Annotated in this window: 20 protein-coding genes; 10 read left to right on the plus strand and 10 right to left on the minus strand. The window is 64.1% G+C overall.

Going from position 1 to position 18,830, the window contains the following annotated elements; translation table 11 throughout:
* The first annotated feature begins 46 nt into the window (after window positions 1-46).
* Both AC04SF_RS27095 and AC04SF_RS27100 read left to right on the plus strand, forming a co-directional pair.
* Window positions 47-2,788 (plus strand): DUF4118 domain-containing protein, encoded by a 2,742-nt coding sequence (locus AC04SF_RS27095; protein WP_488480279.1) that lies wholly within the window; start codon window positions 47-49, stop codon window positions 2,786-2,788.
* 6 nt (window positions 2,789-2,794) lie between these two features.
* Window positions 2,795-3,484, plus strand: a complete 690-nt coding sequence (locus AC04SF_RS27100; RefSeq protein ID WP_096450063.1) for a response regulator transcription factor — start codon at window positions 2,795-2,797, stop codon at window positions 3,482-3,484.
* Window positions 3,485-3,509: 25 nt separating this feature from the next.
* On the opposite strand, the gene AC04SF_RS27105 is transcribed toward AC04SF_RS27100, so the two are convergent.
* From AC04SF_RS27105 to AC04SF_RS27140, 8 genes are all read right to left on the minus strand, one after another.
* Entirely contained in the window at window positions 3,510-4,943 is a 1,434-nt protein-coding gene (locus AC04SF_RS27105) for an MFS transporter (RefSeq protein ID WP_488480280.1), read from the minus strand.
* 181 nt (window positions 4,944-5,124) lie between these two features.
* Complete coding sequence (locus tag AC04SF_RS27110) at window positions 5,125-5,610, minus strand: DUF992 domain-containing protein (RefSeq protein WP_488480281.1); 486 nt, start codon at window positions 5,608-5,610, stop codon at window positions 5,125-5,127.
* Window positions 5,611-5,782: 172 nt separating this feature from the next.
* Window positions 5,783-6,259, minus strand: a complete 477-nt coding sequence (locus tag AC04SF_RS27115; protein WP_019861134.1) for a DUF992 domain-containing protein — start codon at window positions 6,257-6,259, stop codon at window positions 5,783-5,785.
* A 208-nt stretch (window positions 6,260-6,467) separates the two neighbouring features.
* Window positions 6,468-7,322, minus strand: a complete 855-nt coding sequence (locus AC04SF_RS27120) for a tetratricopeptide repeat protein (protein ID WP_096450057.1) — start codon at window positions 7,320-7,322, stop codon at window positions 6,468-6,470.
* 144 nt (window positions 7,323-7,466) lie between these two features.
* Window positions 7,467-7,733, minus strand: coding sequence for a 30S ribosomal protein S21 (gene rpsU / locus AC04SF_RS27125; RefSeq protein WP_096457879.1), 267 nt, complete (start codon window positions 7,731-7,733; stop codon window positions 7,467-7,469).
* 176 nt (window positions 7,734-7,909) lie between these two features.
* Window positions 7,910-8,296: an SET domain-containing protein gene (locus AC04SF_RS27130; RefSeq protein ID WP_488480282.1), complete on the minus strand. Its 387-nt coding sequence runs from the start codon at window positions 8,294-8,296 to the stop codon at window positions 7,910-7,912.
* Between the two features lie 111 nt (window positions 8,297-8,407).
* On the minus strand, window positions 8,408-9,166 hold the full coding sequence (locus tag AC04SF_RS27135; RefSeq protein WP_488480465.1) for an SDR family oxidoreductase: 759 nt from the start codon (window positions 9,164-9,166) through the stop codon (window positions 8,408-8,410).
* A 108-nt stretch (window positions 9,167-9,274) separates the two neighbouring features.
* Window positions 9,275-9,643 carry a YrdB family protein gene (locus AC04SF_RS27140; protein ID WP_488480283.1) on the minus strand — a complete coding sequence of 123 codons (369 nt, stop codon included), beginning with the start codon at window positions 9,641-9,643 and terminating at the stop codon, window positions 9,275-9,277.
* 215 nt (window positions 9,644-9,858) lie between these two features.
* Here AC04SF_RS27140 and AC04SF_RS27145 point away from each other — a divergent pair, with 215 nt between their 5' ends.
* The 8 genes from AC04SF_RS27145 to AC04SF_RS27180 all read left to right on the plus strand — a co-directional run bounded on the left by AC04SF_RS27145 (window position 9,859) and on the right by AC04SF_RS27180 (window position 17,630).
* A complete protein-coding gene (locus AC04SF_RS27145; RefSeq protein WP_488480284.1) occupies window positions 9,859-11,112 on the plus strand; it encodes a sarcosine oxidase subunit beta in 1,254 nt (417 codons plus the stop codon).
* Between the two features lie 2 nt (window positions 11,113-11,114).
* The gene (locus AC04SF_RS27150) at window positions 11,115-11,537 is read left to right on the plus strand and encodes a hypothetical protein (RefSeq protein ID WP_096457874.1); all 423 of its coding nucleotides are present in this window, start codon (window positions 11,115-11,117) and stop codon (window positions 11,535-11,537) included.
* Window positions 11,538-11,548: 11 nt separating this feature from the next.
* Window positions 11,549-11,845, plus strand: coding sequence for a sarcosine oxidase subunit delta (locus tag AC04SF_RS27155; protein ID WP_095199452.1), 297 nt, complete (start codon window positions 11,549-11,551; stop codon window positions 11,843-11,845).
* Window positions 11,842-14,835, plus strand: coding sequence for a sarcosine oxidase subunit alpha (locus AC04SF_RS27160; protein ID WP_488480285.1), 2,994 nt, complete (start codon window positions 11,842-11,844; stop codon window positions 14,833-14,835). Before AC04SF_RS27155 ends, AC04SF_RS27160 begins: the two co-directional genes overlap by 4 nt.
* The gene (locus AC04SF_RS27165) at window positions 14,828-15,412 is read left to right on the plus strand and encodes a sarcosine oxidase subunit gamma (protein ID WP_488480286.1); all 585 of its coding nucleotides are present in this window, start codon (window positions 14,828-14,830) and stop codon (window positions 15,410-15,412) included. Before AC04SF_RS27160 ends, AC04SF_RS27165 begins: the two co-directional genes overlap by 8 nt.
* 58 nt (window positions 15,413-15,470) lie before the next feature.
* The gene (locus AC04SF_RS27170) at window positions 15,471-15,701 is read left to right on the plus strand and encodes a hypothetical protein (protein WP_488480287.1); all 231 of its coding nucleotides are present in this window, start codon (window positions 15,471-15,473) and stop codon (window positions 15,699-15,701) included.
* A gap of 77 nt (window positions 15,702-15,778) precedes the next feature.
* Window positions 15,779-16,564, plus strand: coding sequence for a ThuA domain-containing protein (locus AC04SF_RS27175; protein WP_202352743.1), 786 nt, complete (start codon window positions 15,779-15,781; stop codon window positions 16,562-16,564).
* Between the two features lie 16 nt (window positions 16,565-16,580).
* Window positions 16,581-17,630, plus strand: coding sequence for a Gfo/Idh/MocA family protein (locus tag AC04SF_RS27180; RefSeq protein ID WP_488480288.1), 1,050 nt, complete (start codon window positions 16,581-16,583; stop codon window positions 17,628-17,630).
* Window positions 17,631-17,680: 50 nt separating this feature from the next.
* Here AC04SF_RS27180 and AC04SF_RS27185 read toward each other — a convergent pair whose 3' ends face one another.
* Together AC04SF_RS27185 and AC04SF_RS27190 are read right to left on the minus strand one after the other, a co-directional pair.
* On the minus strand, window positions 17,681-17,929 hold the full coding sequence (locus tag AC04SF_RS27185) for a DUF680 domain-containing protein (RefSeq protein ID WP_488480289.1): 249 nt from the start codon (window positions 17,927-17,929) through the stop codon (window positions 17,681-17,683).
* Between the two features lie 188 nt (window positions 17,930-18,117).
* Window positions 18,118-18,762 carry a TetR/AcrR family transcriptional regulator gene (locus AC04SF_RS27190; RefSeq protein WP_488480290.1) on the minus strand — a complete coding sequence of 215 codons (645 nt, stop codon included), beginning with the start codon at window positions 18,760-18,762 and terminating at the stop codon, window positions 18,118-18,120.
* Window positions 18,763-18,830 lie beyond the last annotated feature (68 nt).

The raw sequence follows: 18,830 nt of genomic DNA on the forward strand, positions 1-18,830 counted from the left end.
GGCCGGGGATCGACAGCATCCCCGGACCTCTCCATGATCGATCCTGATGCCGGAAGACAGAAGCAACGAAAACCGACCTTCCCCCGACGCGCTGCTCGAGCATGCCGAGCGGGAGGGGCGCGGTCGTCTGCGGATATTCCTCGGCGCGGCGCCCGGTGTCGGCAAGACCTACGAAATGCTGATGTCGGGCCGCGCCAGGCTGGCCGACGGTATCGATGTGGTGATCGGCGTCGTCGAAACGCATGGCCGTCAGGAAACCCAGGCCCTGGTCGAAGGCTATGAAGTCATTCCCCGCCGCAAGGTCGACTACAAGGGGCGCATGCTGGACGAGATGGACATCGACGCCATCCTTGCCCGGCGTCCGGCATTGGTACTCGTCGACGAGCTCGCCCACACCAACGCGCCCGGCAGCCGCCACCCCAAGCGCTATCTCGATGTCCAGGAAATCCTGACGCAAGGCATCGACGTCTACACGACGCTCAACGTCCAGCATGTCGAAAGCCTGAACGATGTCGTCGCCCAGATCACCAAGGTCAGGGTGCGCGAGACGGTTCCGGACTCCATCATCGACCAGGCCGACGATGTCGAGATCATCGATCTCACCCCCGACGACCTGATCAAGCGGCTCGAGGAAGGCAAGGTCTACTTCCCCAACACCGCCCAGCGCGCCATCGAGAACTATTTCTCGCCCGGCAATCTGACGGCGCTCAGGGAACTGGCGCTGCGCCGCACTGCCCAGCGTGTCGACGAGCAGTTGCTCAATCACATGCAGTCCCATGCCATCCAGGGCCCCTGGGCTGCCGGGGAAAGGGTCCTCGTCTGCCTCGACGCGCGCCTGGGCGGCGCGGCCCGCATCCGCTATGCGCGCCGGCTGGCCGATCGGCTGCGTGCGCCGTGGACGGCACTGCATGTCGACAGCCCTCGCTCGGCCAGCATGCCCGAGGAGGACAAGGACCGGCTCGCGAACAATTTGCGCCTCGCCCAGCAGCTTGGTGCCGAGGTGACGACCATTCCGGGTCAGAATGTCGCGCAGGACATCGTGCGTTACGCAACGGCGAACAATTTCACCCATATCGTTGTCGGCAGGCCGACCCGCTCGCGCTGGCGCGAATTGATCGAGGGCTCGCTGACCTATGATCTCATCCGCAATGCCGGCGACATCAGCGTCCATGTCATTTCGGGAAACGAACGCAACAGCGAGGCGACGTCGAGGAACGTAAGGACCGCCGACGAGCAGACGCAATTCCAGATCTGGCCCTATCTCCTGGCCACGGCCTATGTAGCAGGCTCGCTCGCCTTCGCCGTGCTGCTCGACCAGTTTCTCGATGTTCGCAACCTTGCGATCATCTTCCTCATCGGGGTCCTGGCGTCGGCGGTGACCGGCGGTCTGTGGCCGGCCCTTTACGCCTGTCTCGCCAGCGCCCTTGCCTTCAACTATTTCTTCCTGGAGCCGCGCTACACGCTGACGATCCGGGATCCGGAGAGCATTGTCGCTCTCGGCGTGTTCCTGGTCGTCGCCGTCATTGCCAGCAATCTGACGGTCCGCGTGCAGCGCCAGGCGATCGCTGCGCGCTCGCGGGCTCGGGCCACGGAGGATATCTACCTGTTCTCCAAGAAGCTCGCCGGTGCCGGCACGCTCGACGATGTGCTGTGGGCCACCGCCTTCCAGATCGCCTCGATGCTCAAGCTGCGGGTGGTGCTGCTTCTGCCTGAAGACGGCACCATCACCGTCAAGGCCGGCTATCCGCCCGATGACACGCTGGCCGAGGCCGACATCGCCGCCGCCCGCTGGGCCTGGGAGCACAACCGTGCCGCGGGGCGCGGCGCCGACACGCTGCCTGGCGCCAAGCGCCTCTATCTTCCCTTGCGGACAGGGCGCACCGCGATCGGTGTCGTCGGCCTCGACAATGACAAGCAGGGCCCGCTGCTGACGCCGGAGCAACAGCGCCTGCTCGACGCGCTGGCCGACCAGGCGGCGGTGGCGATCGAACGCATCCAGCTCGTCGCCGATGTCGACCGGGCCAAGCTCGCCGCCGAGGCGGACAGGCTGCGTTCGGCGCTGCTGACCTCCATTTCGCATGATCTGAAGACGCCGCTCGCCGCCATCATGGGCGCGGCGGGCACGCTGCGGGAATTCGCGCCCGCTCTTCCCGAACAGGACCGGGCGGAGCTGTTGACGACCGTGCTTGATGAATCCGAGCGGCTGAACCGCTTCATCGCCAATCTGCTCGACATGACCAAGATCGAGTCCGGTGCAATGGAGCCGAACTTCGCTTTCCACTATGTCGGCGACATCGTCGGCTCCGCCCTGCAGAGGGCCAAGAAAATCATCGCCGAGCATAAGACCGAGATCGACATCCCGGCGGATTTGCCGATGTTGAAGGTCGATCCCGTGCTGTTCGAGCAGGCGCTGTTCAATCTCCTCGACAATGCGGCGAAATACGCGCCGGCAGGCTCGACGATCCGCGTGCAGGGTTGGACCGACAATGGTTCCGTCATCCTGCAGATCATGGATGAGGGGCTGGGCATTCCTCCAGGCGATCTGGAACGGATTTTCGACACGTTCTACCGGGTGCGCAAGCGCGACCAGGTTCGCGCCGGCACCGGGCTCGGCCTGTCCATTTGCCGCGGCTTCATCGAGGCGATGGGGGGCACGATCACCGCGGCAAACCGAACCGACCGTTCGGGTGCGGTTTTCACCATCAAAATGCCGAAGCCGACGAACCCGCCCGATCTCGGCGCCGCCTGCGCGGACGACAATGATGTGGGTGATTTGGGATGTGGGTGATTTGGCATGACGAACACGAATGTCAGGATATTGGTCGTCGATGACGAGCCGCCGATCCGCAAGTTGTTGCGCGTCGGCCTCGGCAGCCAGGGCTATGCGGTCAGCGAGGCGCCGAACGCCAAGGCGGCGATCGAGCTGATGGAACAGGAAAAGCCGGACCTGGTGCTGCTCGATCTCGGCCTGCCCGGCATGAGTGGCCATGAGCTGCTGCGCAAATGGCGTGACGACGGCCTCGACATTCCCGTCGTCATCCTCTCCAGCCGCACCGACGAGGCCGGCATCGTCAATGCGCTCGAACTCGGCGCCGACGATTATGTCACCAAGCCGTTCGGCATGAACGAACTGGTGGCGCGCATCCGCGTGGCGCTGCGGCACAAATTCCAGCAGCAGGGCGAGAAGCCGGTCTTCCAGAGCGGCGACCTCAGCGTCGATCTGGTCAAGCGCATCGTCAAGGTCGAGGGCAAGGAGATAAAACTCTCGCCGAAGGAATACGACATATTGCGCATCCTGGTGCAGCATGCCGGCAAGGTGCTGACCCACCATTTCATCCTGAAGCAGATCTGGGGCGACTCGACCGACGTGCAATATCTCAGGGTCTATGTCAGGCAGCTTCGGCAGAAGATCGAGAAGACCCCCGACCAGCCGCGCTACATCACCACCGAGACCGGTGTCGGCTATCGGCTGCGTGTCGACTGAGACAGCCCCATCGATTGAACCTGCGTCAGCCGATGGCTTCCAATGGCCGGTTCGTGGCCGACGCCCGCAAAGCGGCAAGACAGCCGAGGATGCCAAGCGGCACGAAAGCAAGAAACAGCCAGCTCGCGACATTGGCCGCCGCGTCATGGTTCAGCCCTTGCGAAAAGCCGGTGGCATTGGCGACGATGCCGGCAAGGGCGGCGCCCACCGCATAGCCGATGCGCTGCATGGTCGGCACCGCGGCCGAGGCGATGGTCTGTTCGTCGTCCGGGGCGGAGGCGACGATGACGCGGGTCAGGAACGGCCAGGCAATGCCAAACCCGCCGCCCTGCAGCAAGGCGCAGACCAGGATCAGCGGGATCGAGCCGAGGGGTATCGTGTAAGCAAAGCCGGCAATGCCGGCCGCGATCATCAGCGCGCCGGCGACGATGATCAGCCGCTCGCGCTGCGGCGGCGCGTTGGCGACCAGGATCGACAGGATCGACCAGGCGATCGATTCGGCGGCGATGATGTAGCCGGTGGTCAAGAGCGGAATGTCGTGCAGGCTGGTCAAAAGCAGCGGCCCGTAGACGCCGAAGGAGCAGGTGGCGACAGAAAACGCGGCGACCATGGTCATGCCGGCGCCGATCGGCGTGCGCCACGAGAACAGCCGCGACGGGAAAAGCCGCGAGCGCGGCTTCAGCGCGTCGATGGTGAAGAACAGCGCCAGGCCGGCGAGGCCAAGGACGATCAGCAGTGAGGAGCGCAGCACGGCGATGTCGACGCCAGCCGAGGCGATCAGCACCACGGCGACGGCAAGGCAGCCAAGGGCTGCAAACGGGAAGGGTGGCACTTTGCCCGCGCTTGCGCTCGGTCGCGTCGCCTGCGGCGTGTTGAGCACGATGAAGCTGGCCAGCGCCATGGCCGTGCCGCCGAAAGTGAAGACGCCGAAGGCCCAGCGCCATGACAAAAGCTCGGTCATGATCGCGCCCAGCAACGGACCACTGAACGCCGCGACGCCCCAGATCGCCGACATGATGCCGAAAAGCTGCGGCCAGATGGCGCGCGAAAACAGCCGCTCGACCGAGACGAAGGCCAACGACACCAGCGCGCCGCCGCCCAGTCCCTCGATCAGGCGGCCGGCAAGGAACAATTGCATGGAGGGCGAGGTGGCGCAGATCAGCGCGCCGGCCGCATAGAGCAGGGCCGCGACCACCATATTGGTGCGCAGCGCCACATAGCTCACCAGCCGTCCGGCCGCGGCACCGGCGACGATGGCGCCAAGTTCGTAGATCGCCAGCGACCAGCCGACGAGCTGCACGCCGGCCAGTTCGCCGACCATGGCCGGCATGACGGTCGCCACCATCGTCTCGTTGGTGGCGTGCAGCAGGATGCCGAGGCTGATGAAGCAGAAGCGCGCCAGGTCACCGCTCGCCCACAATGCGCGCCAGTCGACCCTGTTTGTGCTGATTTCAGTCATGTCCACCCCATGCTTTGCATATCTCGATGCCGGCGCATGGCACCAGAAGCCAGCAAAGGCTTTCCGGCAGGGCCATGCGCAGCCATTGCGCCGGATTAGCGTGCCATCGAGGTGCTGGTCCGGTCGGGGCGGGCTTGTAGGACCTCAACCGCGGTTGAGTTCAAGCGGTTTTTTCAAGAGATCAATTCTCGATGCTGCGCAGCTGGAACTGGCTGACGCCAATGGCAAGATTGATGCCGGTCTGGGTCTGCAGGCTGAGCGGCTGCAGGGTGAAGGCCTGCGAGGAGCCGCCGACCAAAAGATTGGCGCCGGCACCGACGGCCGCCGTCACCTCGGCGCTGGCGCCGATATAGTCGCCAGCCAGCGCGCCGGGCGCGTAGATGTTCTTCAGCGGCGTCAGCACCAGCCATCGCATCACCGCCTGCTTTGTCGTGCCGATATCGAGGCCGTATTTGTTGACGGCGCCGAAATAGGCTTCCGGCGCGAAACTCTTGTCGGCCGGGGTGAAGGTGCAGCTCAGATCCTTGTTCGAGCCGAAGATGAAGCCTGTGCCGCCCGATATGGCGCATTCGAGCGTGCCGAGTTCGATGCCCCGGTCCTGCGCTCGTGCCTGTGATGCGCCAAGCATGATGGCAATCGCGGCAGCGGCGATGGCTGTCTTCGGCATACTGTTCCCCCGAGCGGTTCGGAACCGCTCTATCCTTTGTTTTAACGCAATTCCGGACGGAAGACAGCTTCACACTTTTCCTGGAACTGCTCAACAAATCAAACGGCGCGGAACCATCCTACCTGGTTCCGCGCCGCGAAATAGGGGGCGTGGAGCGCGTGGCTCCGTGCAATCACTTGAGCGAATGGATCAGCTGAAGCGAGGTCACGGCGACGGCGAGATTGACGCCGGTCTGCGCCTGGACGCTGAGCGGCTCGAGCATGAAGGCGCCGTCGAAGCCGCCGACCAGCAGATTGGCGCCGCCACCGGTGACGACGCTCGCCTCGGCATTGACGCCATAGTAGCTGCCGGCGAGGTCGCCCGCGTCGCGGTCACGGGTTGCTGCCAGCACGGCCCAAACGAGCTGGCCCTGATGCGTCTGGCCGAGATCGACACCGATCTTGGAGATGACGCCGGTGTAAATCTCCGACGGGCCGTGGTGATAAGGACGGAAGACGCAGGACACGCCCTTGTTGGAGGCGACGATGTAGGCGGTGCCACCATCGATGGTGCAGTCGAGCGTGCCGAGTTGCAGCTTGCCGGCGCTGGCCGGGGCGGCAGCGAACACGGTCGTTGCAAGGGCAGCGGCGCAGACGAGTTTCTTAATCATGGGAGGGTCCTTTCGCAAATCGCCTGGAAATAACGGCTTGAGTGTTCAGACCGTTCCGTTGAAAACTTGGCGTGAACAAGGCAAGGGTCAACGGCTTGCTGCAGGGGTTAACGCGCGGTTGCCGGATTGGCGGCGATCTTCGGCGCTGCGTGTCTTTTTGGACACGCAAACAACCCGTACTGCTTAGCCGGTTAAGCGGAAGCCGATCTCAGCTGGCGCTGCCACCGACGCGCGACAAGCCGTCCTTGGCCGGTTGGTAGCTCGGGTTGAGGCGCACGGCTTCCTTATAGGATTTCGCCGCCTTCGCCTTGTCGCCGCGCCGCTCGTAGATCAGTGCCTGGTTGGCCCAGGCCTCGGCGTTCTTGCCGTCGAGCTTGATGGCCATGTTGAAGTCGGAGAAGGCATTGTCCTCGTCGCCCGTCGCCAGATAGGAGAGGCCACGGCCGTTGTAGGGCTCGGCGGCATCCGGCGCCAGCGAGATGGCGGTCGAGAAATCCTCGATGGCGAATTTGTGCTGGCCCTGGCTCTGATAGATCAGGCCGCGATTGTGGTAGGCGCGCGCATCCGTCGTGTCGAGCTGGATCGCCTTCTGGAAATCGTTGAAGGCGTCCTGCGTGCGGCCCGCCTTGCGGTAGAGATTGCCGCGGCCGATATAGGCGGCGTCATAATTGCCGTTGATCTGGATCGACTTGTTGTAGTCGTCGAGCGCCGCCGCCTGGTTGCCGAGGAAGCGCTGGATAAGCGCCCGGTTCGAATAGGCCTGGTAGAAATTCGGATTGAGCTGAATGGCCTGGTTGAAGTCCTTGAGCGCCGCCTGGTACTGACCGCCGCGGCCATAGGCCGAGCCGCGCACATTGTAGCCTTCGGGATCCTGGGGATTGCGCTGGATGACCGCCGACAGCGAGGAGATGTTCTCGCTCGACCCTTGCGCCTTGTCGATGTTGTTGAACTCGCCGGTCGGGCCCGATGTCTGGCAGCCGGCAAGCGCCAATCCGGAAAGCAGGGCGGCTGTCAGGGCGAAACCACGCAATGCGGTCCCGCGCTCCACGCTTGTTGCGTTCATGTCTGCCCTGTCCTCACTTCAAGCCGCGTCGCTCAGGTCCGGATCCCCCCTCCGGGCCGGGTCACAATCAAAATAAAAAGGTGGCGGCGATTCCGCATCGCGCCACCTCAGTATCCTTCGAAAAGGACGAAATATTGGCGATAATCAGCGCGGCGGACGCGCTGCGCCAGCGGCACCAGCAGCAGCCACCGGACGCGGCGTCATCGGCAGCAGGCCTTCGCGCTGGGCGCGCTTGCGGGCCAGTTTGCGGGCGCGGCGTACGGCCTCGGCCTTTTCACGGGCGCGCTTCTCGGAAGGCTTCTCGTAGTGGCCGCGCATCTTCATTTCGCGGAAAATGCCTTCGCGCTGCATCTTCTTCTTGAGCGCGCGAAGCGCCTGATCAACGTTGTTGTCGCGGACGAGTACCTGCACGGGCAATCCTGTCTTTCGGGTTTGATATCAACAGGCAAGTGGCCATAGCCACTAGCCTCCGCGGCGGTCGACACCACGAATTGTGGCGGCTGATAGCAGAATCAGGCCGCGCTGTCCACAGTCGAAATGAAGGACAACAGCCAAATTGCCACGGTCGCCTCGAGATAGGGCGCCAACTACGCCGTGGCCAGGTGCAGCCGTTCGAAATCCTCGAAGAATTCGCCGTAGTCGCAGGTGATCTCCTCGCCCGCGGCAATGTCGCGGGTCGCGGTCGCGCCGCCATATTGCGAAAAGTCGGTGTTCGGCGTCGCCGAATGGTTCATGAAGCGGCCATTGTCGACTTCATAGACCATGAAACCCGGCCGATCCGGGCTCGGATAGGCATAACGGTCGAGCAATTCCTTCAGAGGCTGGGGCGCGGCCTCATATTTGTCAATCGGGATTAGCCGGTCGAAATCCGGGTCAAGCCGCCAGATCGAGGCGCCTTGCCGGATCGGCTCGGCGGCGAACATGCCGACGCCCTCGATTGCGCTCGCGGCCACATAGGTTCGGATCAGCATCATGGTTTCGGGACCCGTTTCGACAGGAAACGGAATCGCCAAATCGCGCGGAAAAAGCAAGACCGGCCGCCTGCGTCAAAGCGGCGAACCGGCCTGTTCGCTGCAAAAAAACCTTCACGTCCGGTTGATCGAGACGCCGCCATCGGCAAACAGCGCGGTTCCCGTGGTGAAACTCGAGGCGTCCGAGGCAAGGTAAAGCGCCGAGCGGGCGATCTCCTCCGGCTGCGCCATGCGCTTCAGCGCATGGATGCCTTCGACGAAAGCGCGGGCCTCGGGTGTCGTCGTCGTCGCGCCAGGTGTGTCGGTGCCGCCGGGCAGCAGCGCGTTGACGCGCAGGCCTTTCGGGCCGTATTCGGCGGCCAGAACCTGTGTCAGACCGATCAGGCCGGCCTTGGCGGCGGCGTAGGCGGTCATGCCCGGTATGCCGGCAGTATAGCCGACAAAGCTCGAGGTGAAGATCAGCGAGCCGCCACCGCGCTCCAGCATGGCCGGTATCTGGTACTTCGCGCCGAGAAAGGCACTGGTCAGATTGATGTCCATCGTCTCGTGCCATGTCTCCGGCATCATGTCGGGCAGGGGCGCCATCAAGCCGACGGCGCCGGCATTGTTGAAGGCGATGTCGAGGCCGCCGAAGCTTTCGACCGCCATATCGACAAGGGCCTTCGCATAGGCTTCGTCCCTGACGTCGCCGGCAAGGGCGACGGCCGTGCCCTCCGCGTCCGATATCTCTGCGACAAGCGTATCGAGCTCGGCCTGACGGCGGGCGGAGACGACGATCCTGGCACCTTCCTCGGCGAAGAGTTTTGCGGTGGCGCGGCCGATACCGGAACTGGCGCCGGTGACGATGGCGATCTTGTTGGCGAGTGCGAACATCTTTTGCATCCCTGTTTTCACGCCGGTCTCGCCGGCAATCGGGATGCTTGGTCGCAGATGGAGCAGAGCGGGTCCACCCGATACCTGCGAAGGCGTCGTCGTCCTAAACTATTGCTTCAGCAGCCAACCGAGCCGGTCGAGCGAAAATGCGTAGCTGATGGCGATGAGCAGAGCCATGATGATGCCAGTGGTCGTGTGGCCGGTCAGATAGAAACTGGCTGCGCCGCCGAACAGGATGATCAGTTCCAGCGTCAGCCGTACCGTGCCCGGCACAGGCACCGGTGCGCGGCCCGACCGGCTTGGGTCGTTGGGCACCGCGAAGGTGCCCCACAGTACGGCCGCAACAAGCGGCAAGGCCAGAGCGAGGACCCAGCGCCACCATCCGTCGGAGAGGGTCCAACCGGCAATGCCGAGACCAAGCAGGGCGGCAAGCTCCAGCAGGAAGCGCAACGTCAGATTCCACCAAGCATTGCCCACGATCGTTCTCCGGAGATTCGCGACAGGCAATGTGGCTGAAGGCCCTCATGGGAGCCAGCCCGCATGGGTCTTTTTCGTCGTGGCGCAAAACGGCAAGCGCCGTCGCAAACAGCGCAAGGGTGGAAGCGCTGTTTCGCTAGTGATACACCTCGCGCGCCGGACCGAACAAAAGCCCGGCCGCAATCCGCGAGATCCGTTGGCGCGAGGCTGGGACGTTGAAAAAATATTCGGTATTCGCCATCGCCCGAGAGGCCATGCGCGGCCATAAGGGCTGGGAGGAACAATGGTCCTCGCCGGAGCCCAAGAAGGAATACGACGTCATCATCGTCGGTGCCGGCGGCCATGGGCTGGCCACGGCCTATTATCTCGCCACGGTGCACGGCATCACCAATGTCGCGGTTCTGGAAAAGGGCTGGCTCGGCGGCGGCAACACTGGCCGCAACACCACCATCATCCGCTCCAACTATCTCTATGACGAGAGCGCCGGCATTTACGACCATGCGCTGAAGCTGTGGGATGGGCTCTCCCAGGAACTCAACTACAACGTCATGTATTCGGCGCGCGGCGTCATGATGCTCGCGCACAATGTGCACGACATCCAGGTGCTGAAGCGCCATGTCCATGCCAACCGGCTGAACGGCATCGACAATGAATGGCTGTCGCCGGAGCAGGCGAAGGAATTCTGCCCGCCGCTGAATATCTCCAAAGACGCACGCTACCCGGTCGTCGGTGCCGCCTTGCAGCGGCGCGGCGGCACGGCGCGTCATGACGCGGTCGCGTGGGGCTATGCGCGCGGCGCTTCGGCGCGCGGCGTCCACATCATCCAGAACTGCGAGGTCACCGGCGTCAAGCGGGCGGCCAATGGCGCGGTCATGGGCGTCGACACGACGCGCGGCTTCATCGGTGCCAAGAAGGTCGGCGTCGTCGCCGCCGGCCATTCCTCGGTCATCATGAACATGGCCGGCGTGCGCATGCCGCTGGAAAGCTATCCGCTGCAGGCGCTGGTGTCGGAGCCGATCAAGCCGGTGGTGCCTTGCGTGGTGATGTCGAACACCGTGCACGCCTATATCTCGCAGTCCGACAAGGGCGAACTGGTGATCGGCGCCGGCACCGACCAGTATGTCTCCTATTCACAGACCGGCGGTCTGCACATCTTGCAGCATACGCTCGACGCCATCTGCGAGATGTTCCCGATCTTCACGCGCATGAAGATGCTGCGCTCCTGGGGCGGCATCGTCGACGTGACGCCCGACCGCTCGCCGATCCTGGCCAAGACGCCGGTGCCCGGCCTCTATGTCAATTGCGGCTGGGGCACGGGCGGCTTCAAGGCGACGCCCGGTTCGGGCCATGTCTTTGCCCACACCATCGCCAGGGACGATCCGCATCCGATCAACGCGCCTTTCACCATCGAGCGCTTCCGCACCGGCCGGCTCATCGACGAAGCGGCGGCGGCGGCGGTGGCGCACTGATGATGATGGCCGAGATGGCAGTCGCCATGCCGCTGATGCTGGCGGGGGAACAGGGCATGTTCCATATGCCGTCCGCTGAAGAGGTGCGGCTGCAGCCGATCGCGCGCGCCGGCAACGAGGCCGGATGGCCGTTTTCGGTCGATGAGGGAACGCTCACCTGCGTCTGGGGCGGCGGCCAGAAAGTTGTGATGTTCTTCGAAGGCCGGCCGAAGGGCCTGGATGAAGACGAGGATTTCAACCCGCGTGGCGTCATCGTCACGACCGACCCGATGCAGCTGACGCTCGGCAACATCGCCAACCGCGCCTTGTTTCGCGATTCCGCTGATGTTGCGGAGCGGCTGCGGCTCGTCGCGCCGTTCGTGACCATGGGCCAGAAGCTTTGCGACCAACCCCCCGGCGCCCGCGTCGGCCACGGCGAATTGTAGGAACAAACAGAATGCTTCTCATCCGCTGCCCCTATTGCGAGGAAGAGCGCCCGGAACTCGAATTCCGCAACGCCGGCGAGGCGCATATTGCGCGCTCGGCCAACATTGCGGGCGAGAGCGACGACGACTTCGAGAAGTTCTTCTTCATCCGCTCGAATCCCAAGGGCATCATCTATGAGCGCTGGCGGCACATGCATGGCTGCGCGCGCTTCTTCAACGCGGTGCGCGACACCGTCACCGACAAGTTCGTCATGACCTACAAGGCCGGCGAACCCAAACCCGCCAAGCTGCCGGGAGTTGCCAAATGAGCGGCGCGTTCCGCATCCCGAGAGCCGGTCGCCTCAGCCAGGCCAAGACCGCGCGGTTCAGTTTCGACGGCCAGTCCTATACCGGCATCGAGGGCGACACGCTGGCCTCCGCGCTGCTGGCCAATGGCGTGCATCTGGTCGGCCGCTCGTTCAAGTACCACCGTCCGCGCGGCTTCCTGTCGGCTGGCGCGGAAGAGCCCAATGCGCTGGTGCAGATCGTGCGGGACGATGCGCGCAAGACGCCAAACGTGCGCGCCACCGTGCAGGAGCTCTATGACGGGCTCGCCGCCAATTCGCAGAACCGCTGGCCGTCGCTGTCCTTCGACGTCGGCGCGGTCAACGATATTGCGTCGCCGATGTTTTCGGCGGGCTTCTACTACAAGACCTTCATGTGGCCTAAGGCGGCCTGGAAGAGCCTGTACGAACCCAAGATCCGCGAAGCCGCTGGCCTTGGCGTTTCGCCTGACAAGCCCGATCCCGACCACTATTCCTCGCGCTACGCGTATTGCGACGTGCTGGTGCTGGGCGGCGGCGCGGCCGGCCTCGCGGCGGCCTTGGCGGCGGCCGAGACCGGCGTGCGCGTCATCCTCGCCGACGAGCAGGCCGAGTTCGGCGGCAGCCTGCGGTTCGAGACGGGGGCAAAGATCGACGGCCAGGACGGTTTCGTCTGGGCCCAAGCGGCGATCGCCAGGTTGAGCGCGATGGGCAATGTCCGGGTGCTCTCGCGCACCACGGCCTTCGGCTACTACGCGCAGAATTTCGTCGGGCTGGTCGAGCGTGTCAGCGATCATTTGAAGGCTCCCGGCCATGATTTGCCGCGCGAGCGGCTGTGGCAGATCAGGGCCAAGCGCGTCGTGCTCGCATCAGGCGCCATAGAGCGCCACATGGTGTTCGCCAACAATGACCGCCCGGGCATCATGCTGGCGGGCGCGGCGCGCACCTTCCTCAACCATTATGGCGTGGCGGTCGGCCGGAATGTCGGCGTCTACACCGCCAATGACTCGGCCTATGCGGCCGCGATCGATCTGAAGAAGGCTGGCGTCAACATCGCGGCGATCGTCGATCTGCGCGACAATCCGACCGGTCCAGTGATCGACGAGGCGCGGGCGCTCGGCATCGAGGTCAATTTCGGCCGCGCGGTGATCCGCGCCGGCGGCAAATTGCGGGTGTCCTCGATGACCGTGCAGCCGAAGAATGGCGGAGGCGAGCGCACCATTCCCGTCGATGCGATCCTGATGTCGGCCGGCTGGACGCCGTCGGTGCACCTGTTCTCGCAGTCGCGCGGCAAGGTCGCCTTCAACGACGAGACCAAGCGCTTCGTGCCGGGCATCTATGCGCAGGACTGCGTCTCGGTCGGCGCCTGCAACGGCACGGACGGCTTGTCGGCCACGGTGGACGAGGCCTATGCGGCTGGCGCCAAGGCGGCCAAGGATGCCGGCGCCAAAACCGCCAAGGGTGTGAAGCCGAAGGTCGATGCCTCGGAAAGCTGGTCGCGCGGCATGCTGGGTGCCGCGCCCGGCGCCGGGCCGGACACAACGGTGAAGGCTTTCGTCGACTTCCAGAACGACGTCACCGCCAAGGATATCCGCCAGGCGGTGCATGAAGGGATGCGCTCGATCGAGCACGTCAAGCGCTTCACCACCAACGGCATGGCGACCGACCAGGGCAAGACCTCCAACATGCACGGTCTGGCGATCGCGGCGGAGACGCTGGGCAAGCCGATCCCCGAGGTTGGCCTGACCACATTCCGCGCGCCCTACACGCCGGTCACCTTCGGCGCGATCGTCAGCCATGCGCGCGGGCCGCTGTTCGATCCGACGCGCAAGACGGCGACGCATCCGTGGGCCGAGGCGCAAGGTGCTGTCTTCGAGGATGTCGGCCAGTGGAAGCGCGCCTGGTACTTTCCGAAAGCCGGCGAGGACATGCATGCGGCGGTCGACCGCGAATGCGTCGCGGTCCGCACGACGGCTGGCCTGTTCGATGCCTCGACGCTCGGCAAGATCGAAGTGGTCGGGCCGGATGCGGCCAAGTTCATGGAACTGCTCTACACCAATCCGTGGGAGAAGCTGGAGCCCGGGCGCTGCCGCTATGGCATCATGCTGCGTGAAGACGGCTTCATCTATGATGACGGCGTCGTCGGCAGGCTGGCGCCGGACCGCTTCCATGTGACGACGACGACCGGCGGCGCGCCGCGTGTCATGAATCACATGGAGGATTACCTCCAGACTGAGTTCCCGCATCTCAATGTCTGGTTGACCTCGATCACCGAGCAGTGGGCTGTTATCGCGGTGCAGGGGCCGAGGTCGCGCGACATCATCGCACCGCTGGTCGAAGGCATCGACATGTCGGATGAGGCGCTGCCGCATATGTCGGTGCGCGAAGGCAAGATCTGTGGCGTGCCGACAAGGCTGTTCCGCATGTCGTTCACCGGCGAGCGCGGCTTCGAAGTCAATGTTCCGGCAGACTATGGACAGGCCGTCTGGGAAGCGCTGTGGGCCGAGGGCCAGAAGCACGGCGCAACCGCCTACGGTACGGAGTCCATGCACGTGCTGCGCGCCGAAAAGGGCTACATCATCGTCGGCCAGGACACGGACGGCACGGTGACGCCGAACGATGCCGGTCTCGACTGGGCGGTCGGCAAGAAGAAGACCGACTTCGTCGGCATCCGCGGCATGGCGCGGCCGGATCTGGTCGCCAAGGGCCGCAAGCAGCTCGTCGGCCTCAAGACCAAGGACCCTAAGGTGGTGCTGGAGGAGGGCGCGCAGATCGTCGCGGACCCCAAGCAGCCAATCCCGATGAAGATGATAGGCCACGTTACGTCCAGCTACTGGTCGCAGAATTGCGGCCGCTCGATTGCACTGGCGCTGGTCGCCGGCGGCCGCGACCGGATGGGCGACACGCTCTACGTGCCGATGCCGAACGGGGTGATCGAAGTGGAGGTTACCGGCATGGTGTTCTTCGACGAGACGGGAGGCCGCCTCAATGGCTAAGGCTGCTGCAAAGAAAACGGCTGCGGCCGCATCGCCTTCGGTCGACCGCCGTCCGGCATTGGCTGGACGCAGTACGACGGCGACCGGCGTGAAGGTTGAAGTGCTGCCGCCGGCCGAGCGCATCTCGCTGCGCGCGCCGGAAGCCTCGGTCGCGGCGCTGTCGAAGGCGCTTGGCCTGACCTTGCCGAAGAAGCCGAAGACTTCCGCGTCGAAGGGTGGGCGCACCGCCCTGTGGCTCGGCCCCGACGAATGGCTTGTCATCGACGAGGCCGGCAACGATCCGCTCGCCGACTGCGCAGGGGTTGCCGCGCTGCATTCGGGGGTTGGCATTTCACACCGCAACATCGCGATCTCGGTCGCTGGTCTGGCGGCCGAAGCCGCGATCAATTCGGGCTGCCCGCAGGACCTGTCGCTCGAAGCCTTCCCGGTGGGCGCGGCTTCGCGCACCATCCTCGGCAAGGCCGAGATCGTGTTGTTACGCACGGCGGACGACGCCTTCCGGGTCGAGTGCTGGCGTTCGTTCTCGGACTATGTCTTTACTTTCCTGTCCGAGGGAGCCCGCGACGCGGCTGGCTGACCCGGAACGTTTTGCCGCCCGCGTTCGTTGTGCGGCAACAGGTCGAGGGAGAATGCCGATGCCGTCAAAGTCCGCGCCGAAGTCGCCGATGAAAAAGACGCCGGCCGTCCGCTCGCTTGAGCATGAGCAACACGAAGCGTCGAGCGCGGAAGAGGAACTCGAGGAAGGCCTTGAGGATACGTTCCCGGCCAGCGACCCGGTGTCCATCACCAGTTCGGCGATCCCCGGCGGGCCTGCCAGGCCTGGCAAGGCCAAGACCGTCCCTGGACGGAAACCCCGCAAGCCCTGATTTTCCGCAATTTTGGTCGAAGACATCTTTCCAAGGCATCGGCAGTTGAGATATTCAAAGCGCTTTGGAGAGGAAAAATGCCGATAAAAGCTGTTGTCTGGGGCGAGAATGTCCATGAGCAGACCAATGCCGCCGTGCGCGACCTCTATCCACTGACCATGCATGGCACGATTGCCGCGGCGCTCAACCAGGACAAGGGCATCGAGGCGACCACCGCCACCTTGCAGGAGCCTGAGCACGGCCTGAGCGAGAAGCGCCTGGCCGCCACCGACGTGCTTTTGTGGTGGGGACACGCCGCGCATGGCGAGGTCAAGGACGAGATCGTCGAGCGCGTGCAGAAGCGGGTCTGGGAAGGCATGGGGCTGATCGTGCTGCATTCCGGCCACTACTCGAAGATCTTCAAGCGGCTGATGGGCACGCCCTGTTCGCTGAAATGGCGCGAGGCAGGCGAGCGCGAGCGCGTCTGGGCGATCAACCGCAGCCACCCGATCGCGCAAGGCATCGGCGAATGCCTGGAGATCGGCGAGACGGAGATGTATGGCGAGCCGTTCGCGGTCCCGGAGCCGCTGGAGACGGTGTTCGTCTCCTGGTACGAGGGCGGCGAGGTGTTCCGTTCCGGGCTGACCTACCAGCGCGGCGCGGGCCGCATCTTCTATTTCTCACCCGGCCACGAGACCTATCCGATCTATCACAATGAGGGCGTGCAGCAGGTGCTACGCAACGCCGTGCACTGGGCGCACAATCCGGCACCCGCATGGTCCAGCATCACCAGTGCGCCCAACGTGCCGACGGACAAGGCCAAGGAGAAGATCGTGCAGAAGGGCCTGCGCCTGCATGCCGACGGTGACAAGGGTTTGAGTTAATGGGGGACCTGATCTGATGCATCGCCTGCTCTTGCTCGGCACCGGCTGGATCGCCGGACATCATATCGAAGAGTTCGCAAAGGTTCCTGGCTGCAGCATTGTCGCTTGTGTCGATCAACTGCCTGGCCGCGCGGCGGCGTTTGCCGCCGCCAACGAGATCGGTGCTTCTTTCGAGAGCCTGGAAGCGGCGATCGCCTGGGGTGATTTCGACGCCGCCATCAATGCAACGCCGGACGGCGTGCACAAGGCGACGACGCTGGCGCTGCTTGCCGCGGGAAAACATGTCTTTTGCGAAAAGCCGCTGGCGCCGAACCATGCCGATGCGCTTGCCATGACCGAAGCGGCCGAGGCCGCCGGCCTCGTCAACATGGTCAATCTCACCTACCGCAATTCACCGGCGATCCAGGAAGCACGGCGTCTGGTGTTGGCAGGCGCGATCGGCGAATTGCGCCATGTCGAGGCGAGTTACAAGCAGAGCTGGCTGGTCAGCAAATCCTGGGGTGACTGGCGCGTCGAGGACAAATGGCTGTGGCGCCTGTCGAGCCGGCATGGTTCGACAGGGGTTCTGGGCGATGTCGGCATCCACATCTTGGACTTCGCCACCTATGGCGCGGCCCAGGATATTGTCAGCCTGCACGCCGATCTGGTGACGTTTCCGAAGGCTGAGGGCGACCGGATCGGCGACTATGTGCTCGACGCCAATGACAGCGTGGCGATGACGGCGCGGCTCAAATCCGGCGCGCTGGCCACGATCATGGCGAGCCGCTACACGACCGGCCACGGCAATGATCTGTCTCTGGCGCTGCATGGCACCAAGGGGGCCATCAAGGTCGAGACCGACGGCAAGGCAGCGCGGCTGTCGGCGTGCCTGGGAGAGGACGTCGATGTCCAGCTCTGGCGAGAGCTGGCCCTGCCGGATGTCAAGCGCAATGCCCGGCGTTTTGTCGACGCCCTGGATACCAGGCAGAACGGCGATCCGTCCTTCCGGCGCGCCGCCGACATGCAGAGACTTATCGATGCGGCCTTCGAGAGTTCGGCGAGCAGGCTGCCGGTTACGCTCGGCTGACGTACCCGCCTGGCCGGCTTGTGCCGGCCAGAAGCATTTCCAAGTCGATCTTAGAACGCGCTCGGCACGATCCACGGGTTGATGCTGATGCCGAGGCGCGGGCCCTTGCCTTCAGCGGTGTTTTCCGTGGTGCCCTTCTTCTCGACCGAGCCGGTCGAGGTGCAATCGAGCTTCACATTGGTCTTGGTGTCGATGCAGGTCGCGGCAGGCGCGTGCTTGACCGGGTGAGCGGTGTTGGCGGCGAAGGCCGAGCCCGAAAGTGCCAGCACGGCGGCGAGGGTGAGGAGGGTCTTTTTCATTGTCAGTCTCCGGTTTCGACGGGCGAATTTTTTCCGTACATGTACGGTACTGCGTACAGATACGTCCGCCGATCGCGAAGTTCAAGTTAGAATCGTACGCGTACGGTAAATTATTGTTAACCAAGAAATTCGCCCCCGGTTGGCCGGGGAAGGTCGCGAGGAAGGATAAAAACGAAGGGAGCTAGCGTTCAGCAGATGACCGGCGTCTCGGTCAGCGGCGGCACGTTCTGCGTGCTGAGTGCGGCCAGCTGGAAATCGCACATCCGTTTCACGAAAGCCTGCGGGTCGCCGAAGGGGTAGAACGGAAAGGTGATCAGCAGCGAGATCGTGCCGTGGCCGACCGCCCACAGCATGGTGGCGATGGCGCGCGGATCGCCTTGCAATTTTCCGGCGGCGACGCAGGCCTCGACCCGGCTGATCAGCACCTTCATCGCTGGGTTGGCCTCGTGTATTTCTTGAAAACTCCGACCTTCCGGCGGCTTGGTCTTTTCGGTCATGAAAACGGTGCGGTATTCATTGGGATTGCCGAGGCCGAAGGCGGCATATTCGGTCATCACCGCCTGCAAGGCTTCGATCGGATCATCTGACGAGTGCTCCTCGATACGGCGGGCAAGGTTTTCGAAGGCATCTTCGGCGAGCGCGAACAGGATGTCCTGCTTGTCGGCGAAATAGGAATAGACAGACATCGGCGCATAGCCGACCCGCTTGGCCAGCTTGCGGATGGTCAGGCCCTCATAGCCTTCTTCCTGGACGAGCTTGTGCGCGGCCTCGACCAGCTCGGAGCGCAACTCGGCCTTCTGTCTTTGGCGGCGTTTCTGGACGGTCGGCGGCAAGTCTGGCGCCTCTCGTTGGGTGTCCGGGTTGGTTGGTGCCTGGCTAAACTATATACGCTGTACGGAAA

This window comes from Mesorhizobium sp. CNPSo 4671, from assembly GCF_057784245.1.

What these genes read in the sequence shown, in the direction of transcription:
- AC04SF_RS27095 (WP_488480279.1), top strand. Translation starts at nt 47, where the DNA reads ATGCCGGAAGACAGAAGCAACGAAAACCGACCTTCCCCCGACGCGCTG.
- AC04SF_RS27100 (WP_096450063.1), top strand. Translation starts at nt 2,795, where the DNA reads ATGACGAACACGAATGTCAGGATATTGGTCGTCGATGACGAGCCGCCG.
- AC04SF_RS27105 (WP_488480280.1), bottom strand. Translation starts at nt 4,943, where the DNA reads ATGACTGAAATCAGCACAAACAGGGTCGACTGGCGCGCATTGTGGGCG.
- AC04SF_RS27110 (WP_488480281.1), bottom strand. Translation starts at nt 5,610, where the DNA reads ATGCCGAAGACAGCCATCGCCGCTGCCGCGATTGCCATCATGCTTGGC.
- AC04SF_RS27115 (WP_019861134.1), bottom strand. Translation starts at nt 6,259, where the DNA reads ATGATTAAGAAACTCGTCTGCGCCGCTGCCCTTGCAACGACCGTGTTC.
- AC04SF_RS27120 (WP_096450057.1), bottom strand. Translation starts at nt 7,322, where the DNA reads ATGAACGCAACAAGCGTGGAGCGCGGGACCGCATTGCGTGGTTTCGCC.
- AC04SF_RS27130 (WP_488480282.1), bottom strand. Translation starts at nt 8,296, where the DNA reads ATGATGCTGATCCGAACCTATGTGGCCGCGAGCGCAATCGAGGGCGTC.
- AC04SF_RS27135 (WP_488480465.1), bottom strand. Translation starts at nt 9,166, where the DNA reads ATGTTCGCACTCGCCAACAAGATCGCCATCGTCACCGGCGCCAGTTCC.
- AC04SF_RS27150 (WP_096457874.1), top strand. Translation starts at nt 11,115, where the DNA reads ATGATGGCCGAGATGGCAGTCGCCATGCCGCTGATGCTGGCGGGGGAA.
- AC04SF_RS27155 (WP_095199452.1), top strand. Translation starts at nt 11,549, where the DNA reads ATGCTTCTCATCCGCTGCCCCTATTGCGAGGAAGAGCGCCCGGAACTC.
- AC04SF_RS27160 (WP_488480285.1), top strand. Translation starts at nt 11,842, where the DNA reads ATGAGCGGCGCGTTCCGCATCCCGAGAGCCGGTCGCCTCAGCCAGGCC.
- AC04SF_RS27165 (WP_488480286.1), top strand. Translation starts at nt 14,828, where the DNA reads ATGGCTAAGGCTGCTGCAAAGAAAACGGCTGCGGCCGCATCGCCTTCG.
- AC04SF_RS27170 (WP_488480287.1), top strand. Translation starts at nt 15,471, where the DNA reads ATGCCGTCAAAGTCCGCGCCGAAGTCGCCGATGAAAAAGACGCCGGCC.
- AC04SF_RS27175 (WP_202352743.1), top strand. Translation starts at nt 15,779, where the DNA reads ATGCCGATAAAAGCTGTTGTCTGGGGCGAGAATGTCCATGAGCAGACC.
- AC04SF_RS27180 (WP_488480288.1), top strand. Translation starts at nt 16,581, where the DNA reads ATGCATCGCCTGCTCTTGCTCGGCACCGGCTGGATCGCCGGACATCAT.
- AC04SF_RS27185 (WP_488480289.1), bottom strand. Translation starts at nt 17,929, where the DNA reads ATGAAAAAGACCCTCCTCACCCTCGCCGCCGTGCTGGCACTTTCGGGC.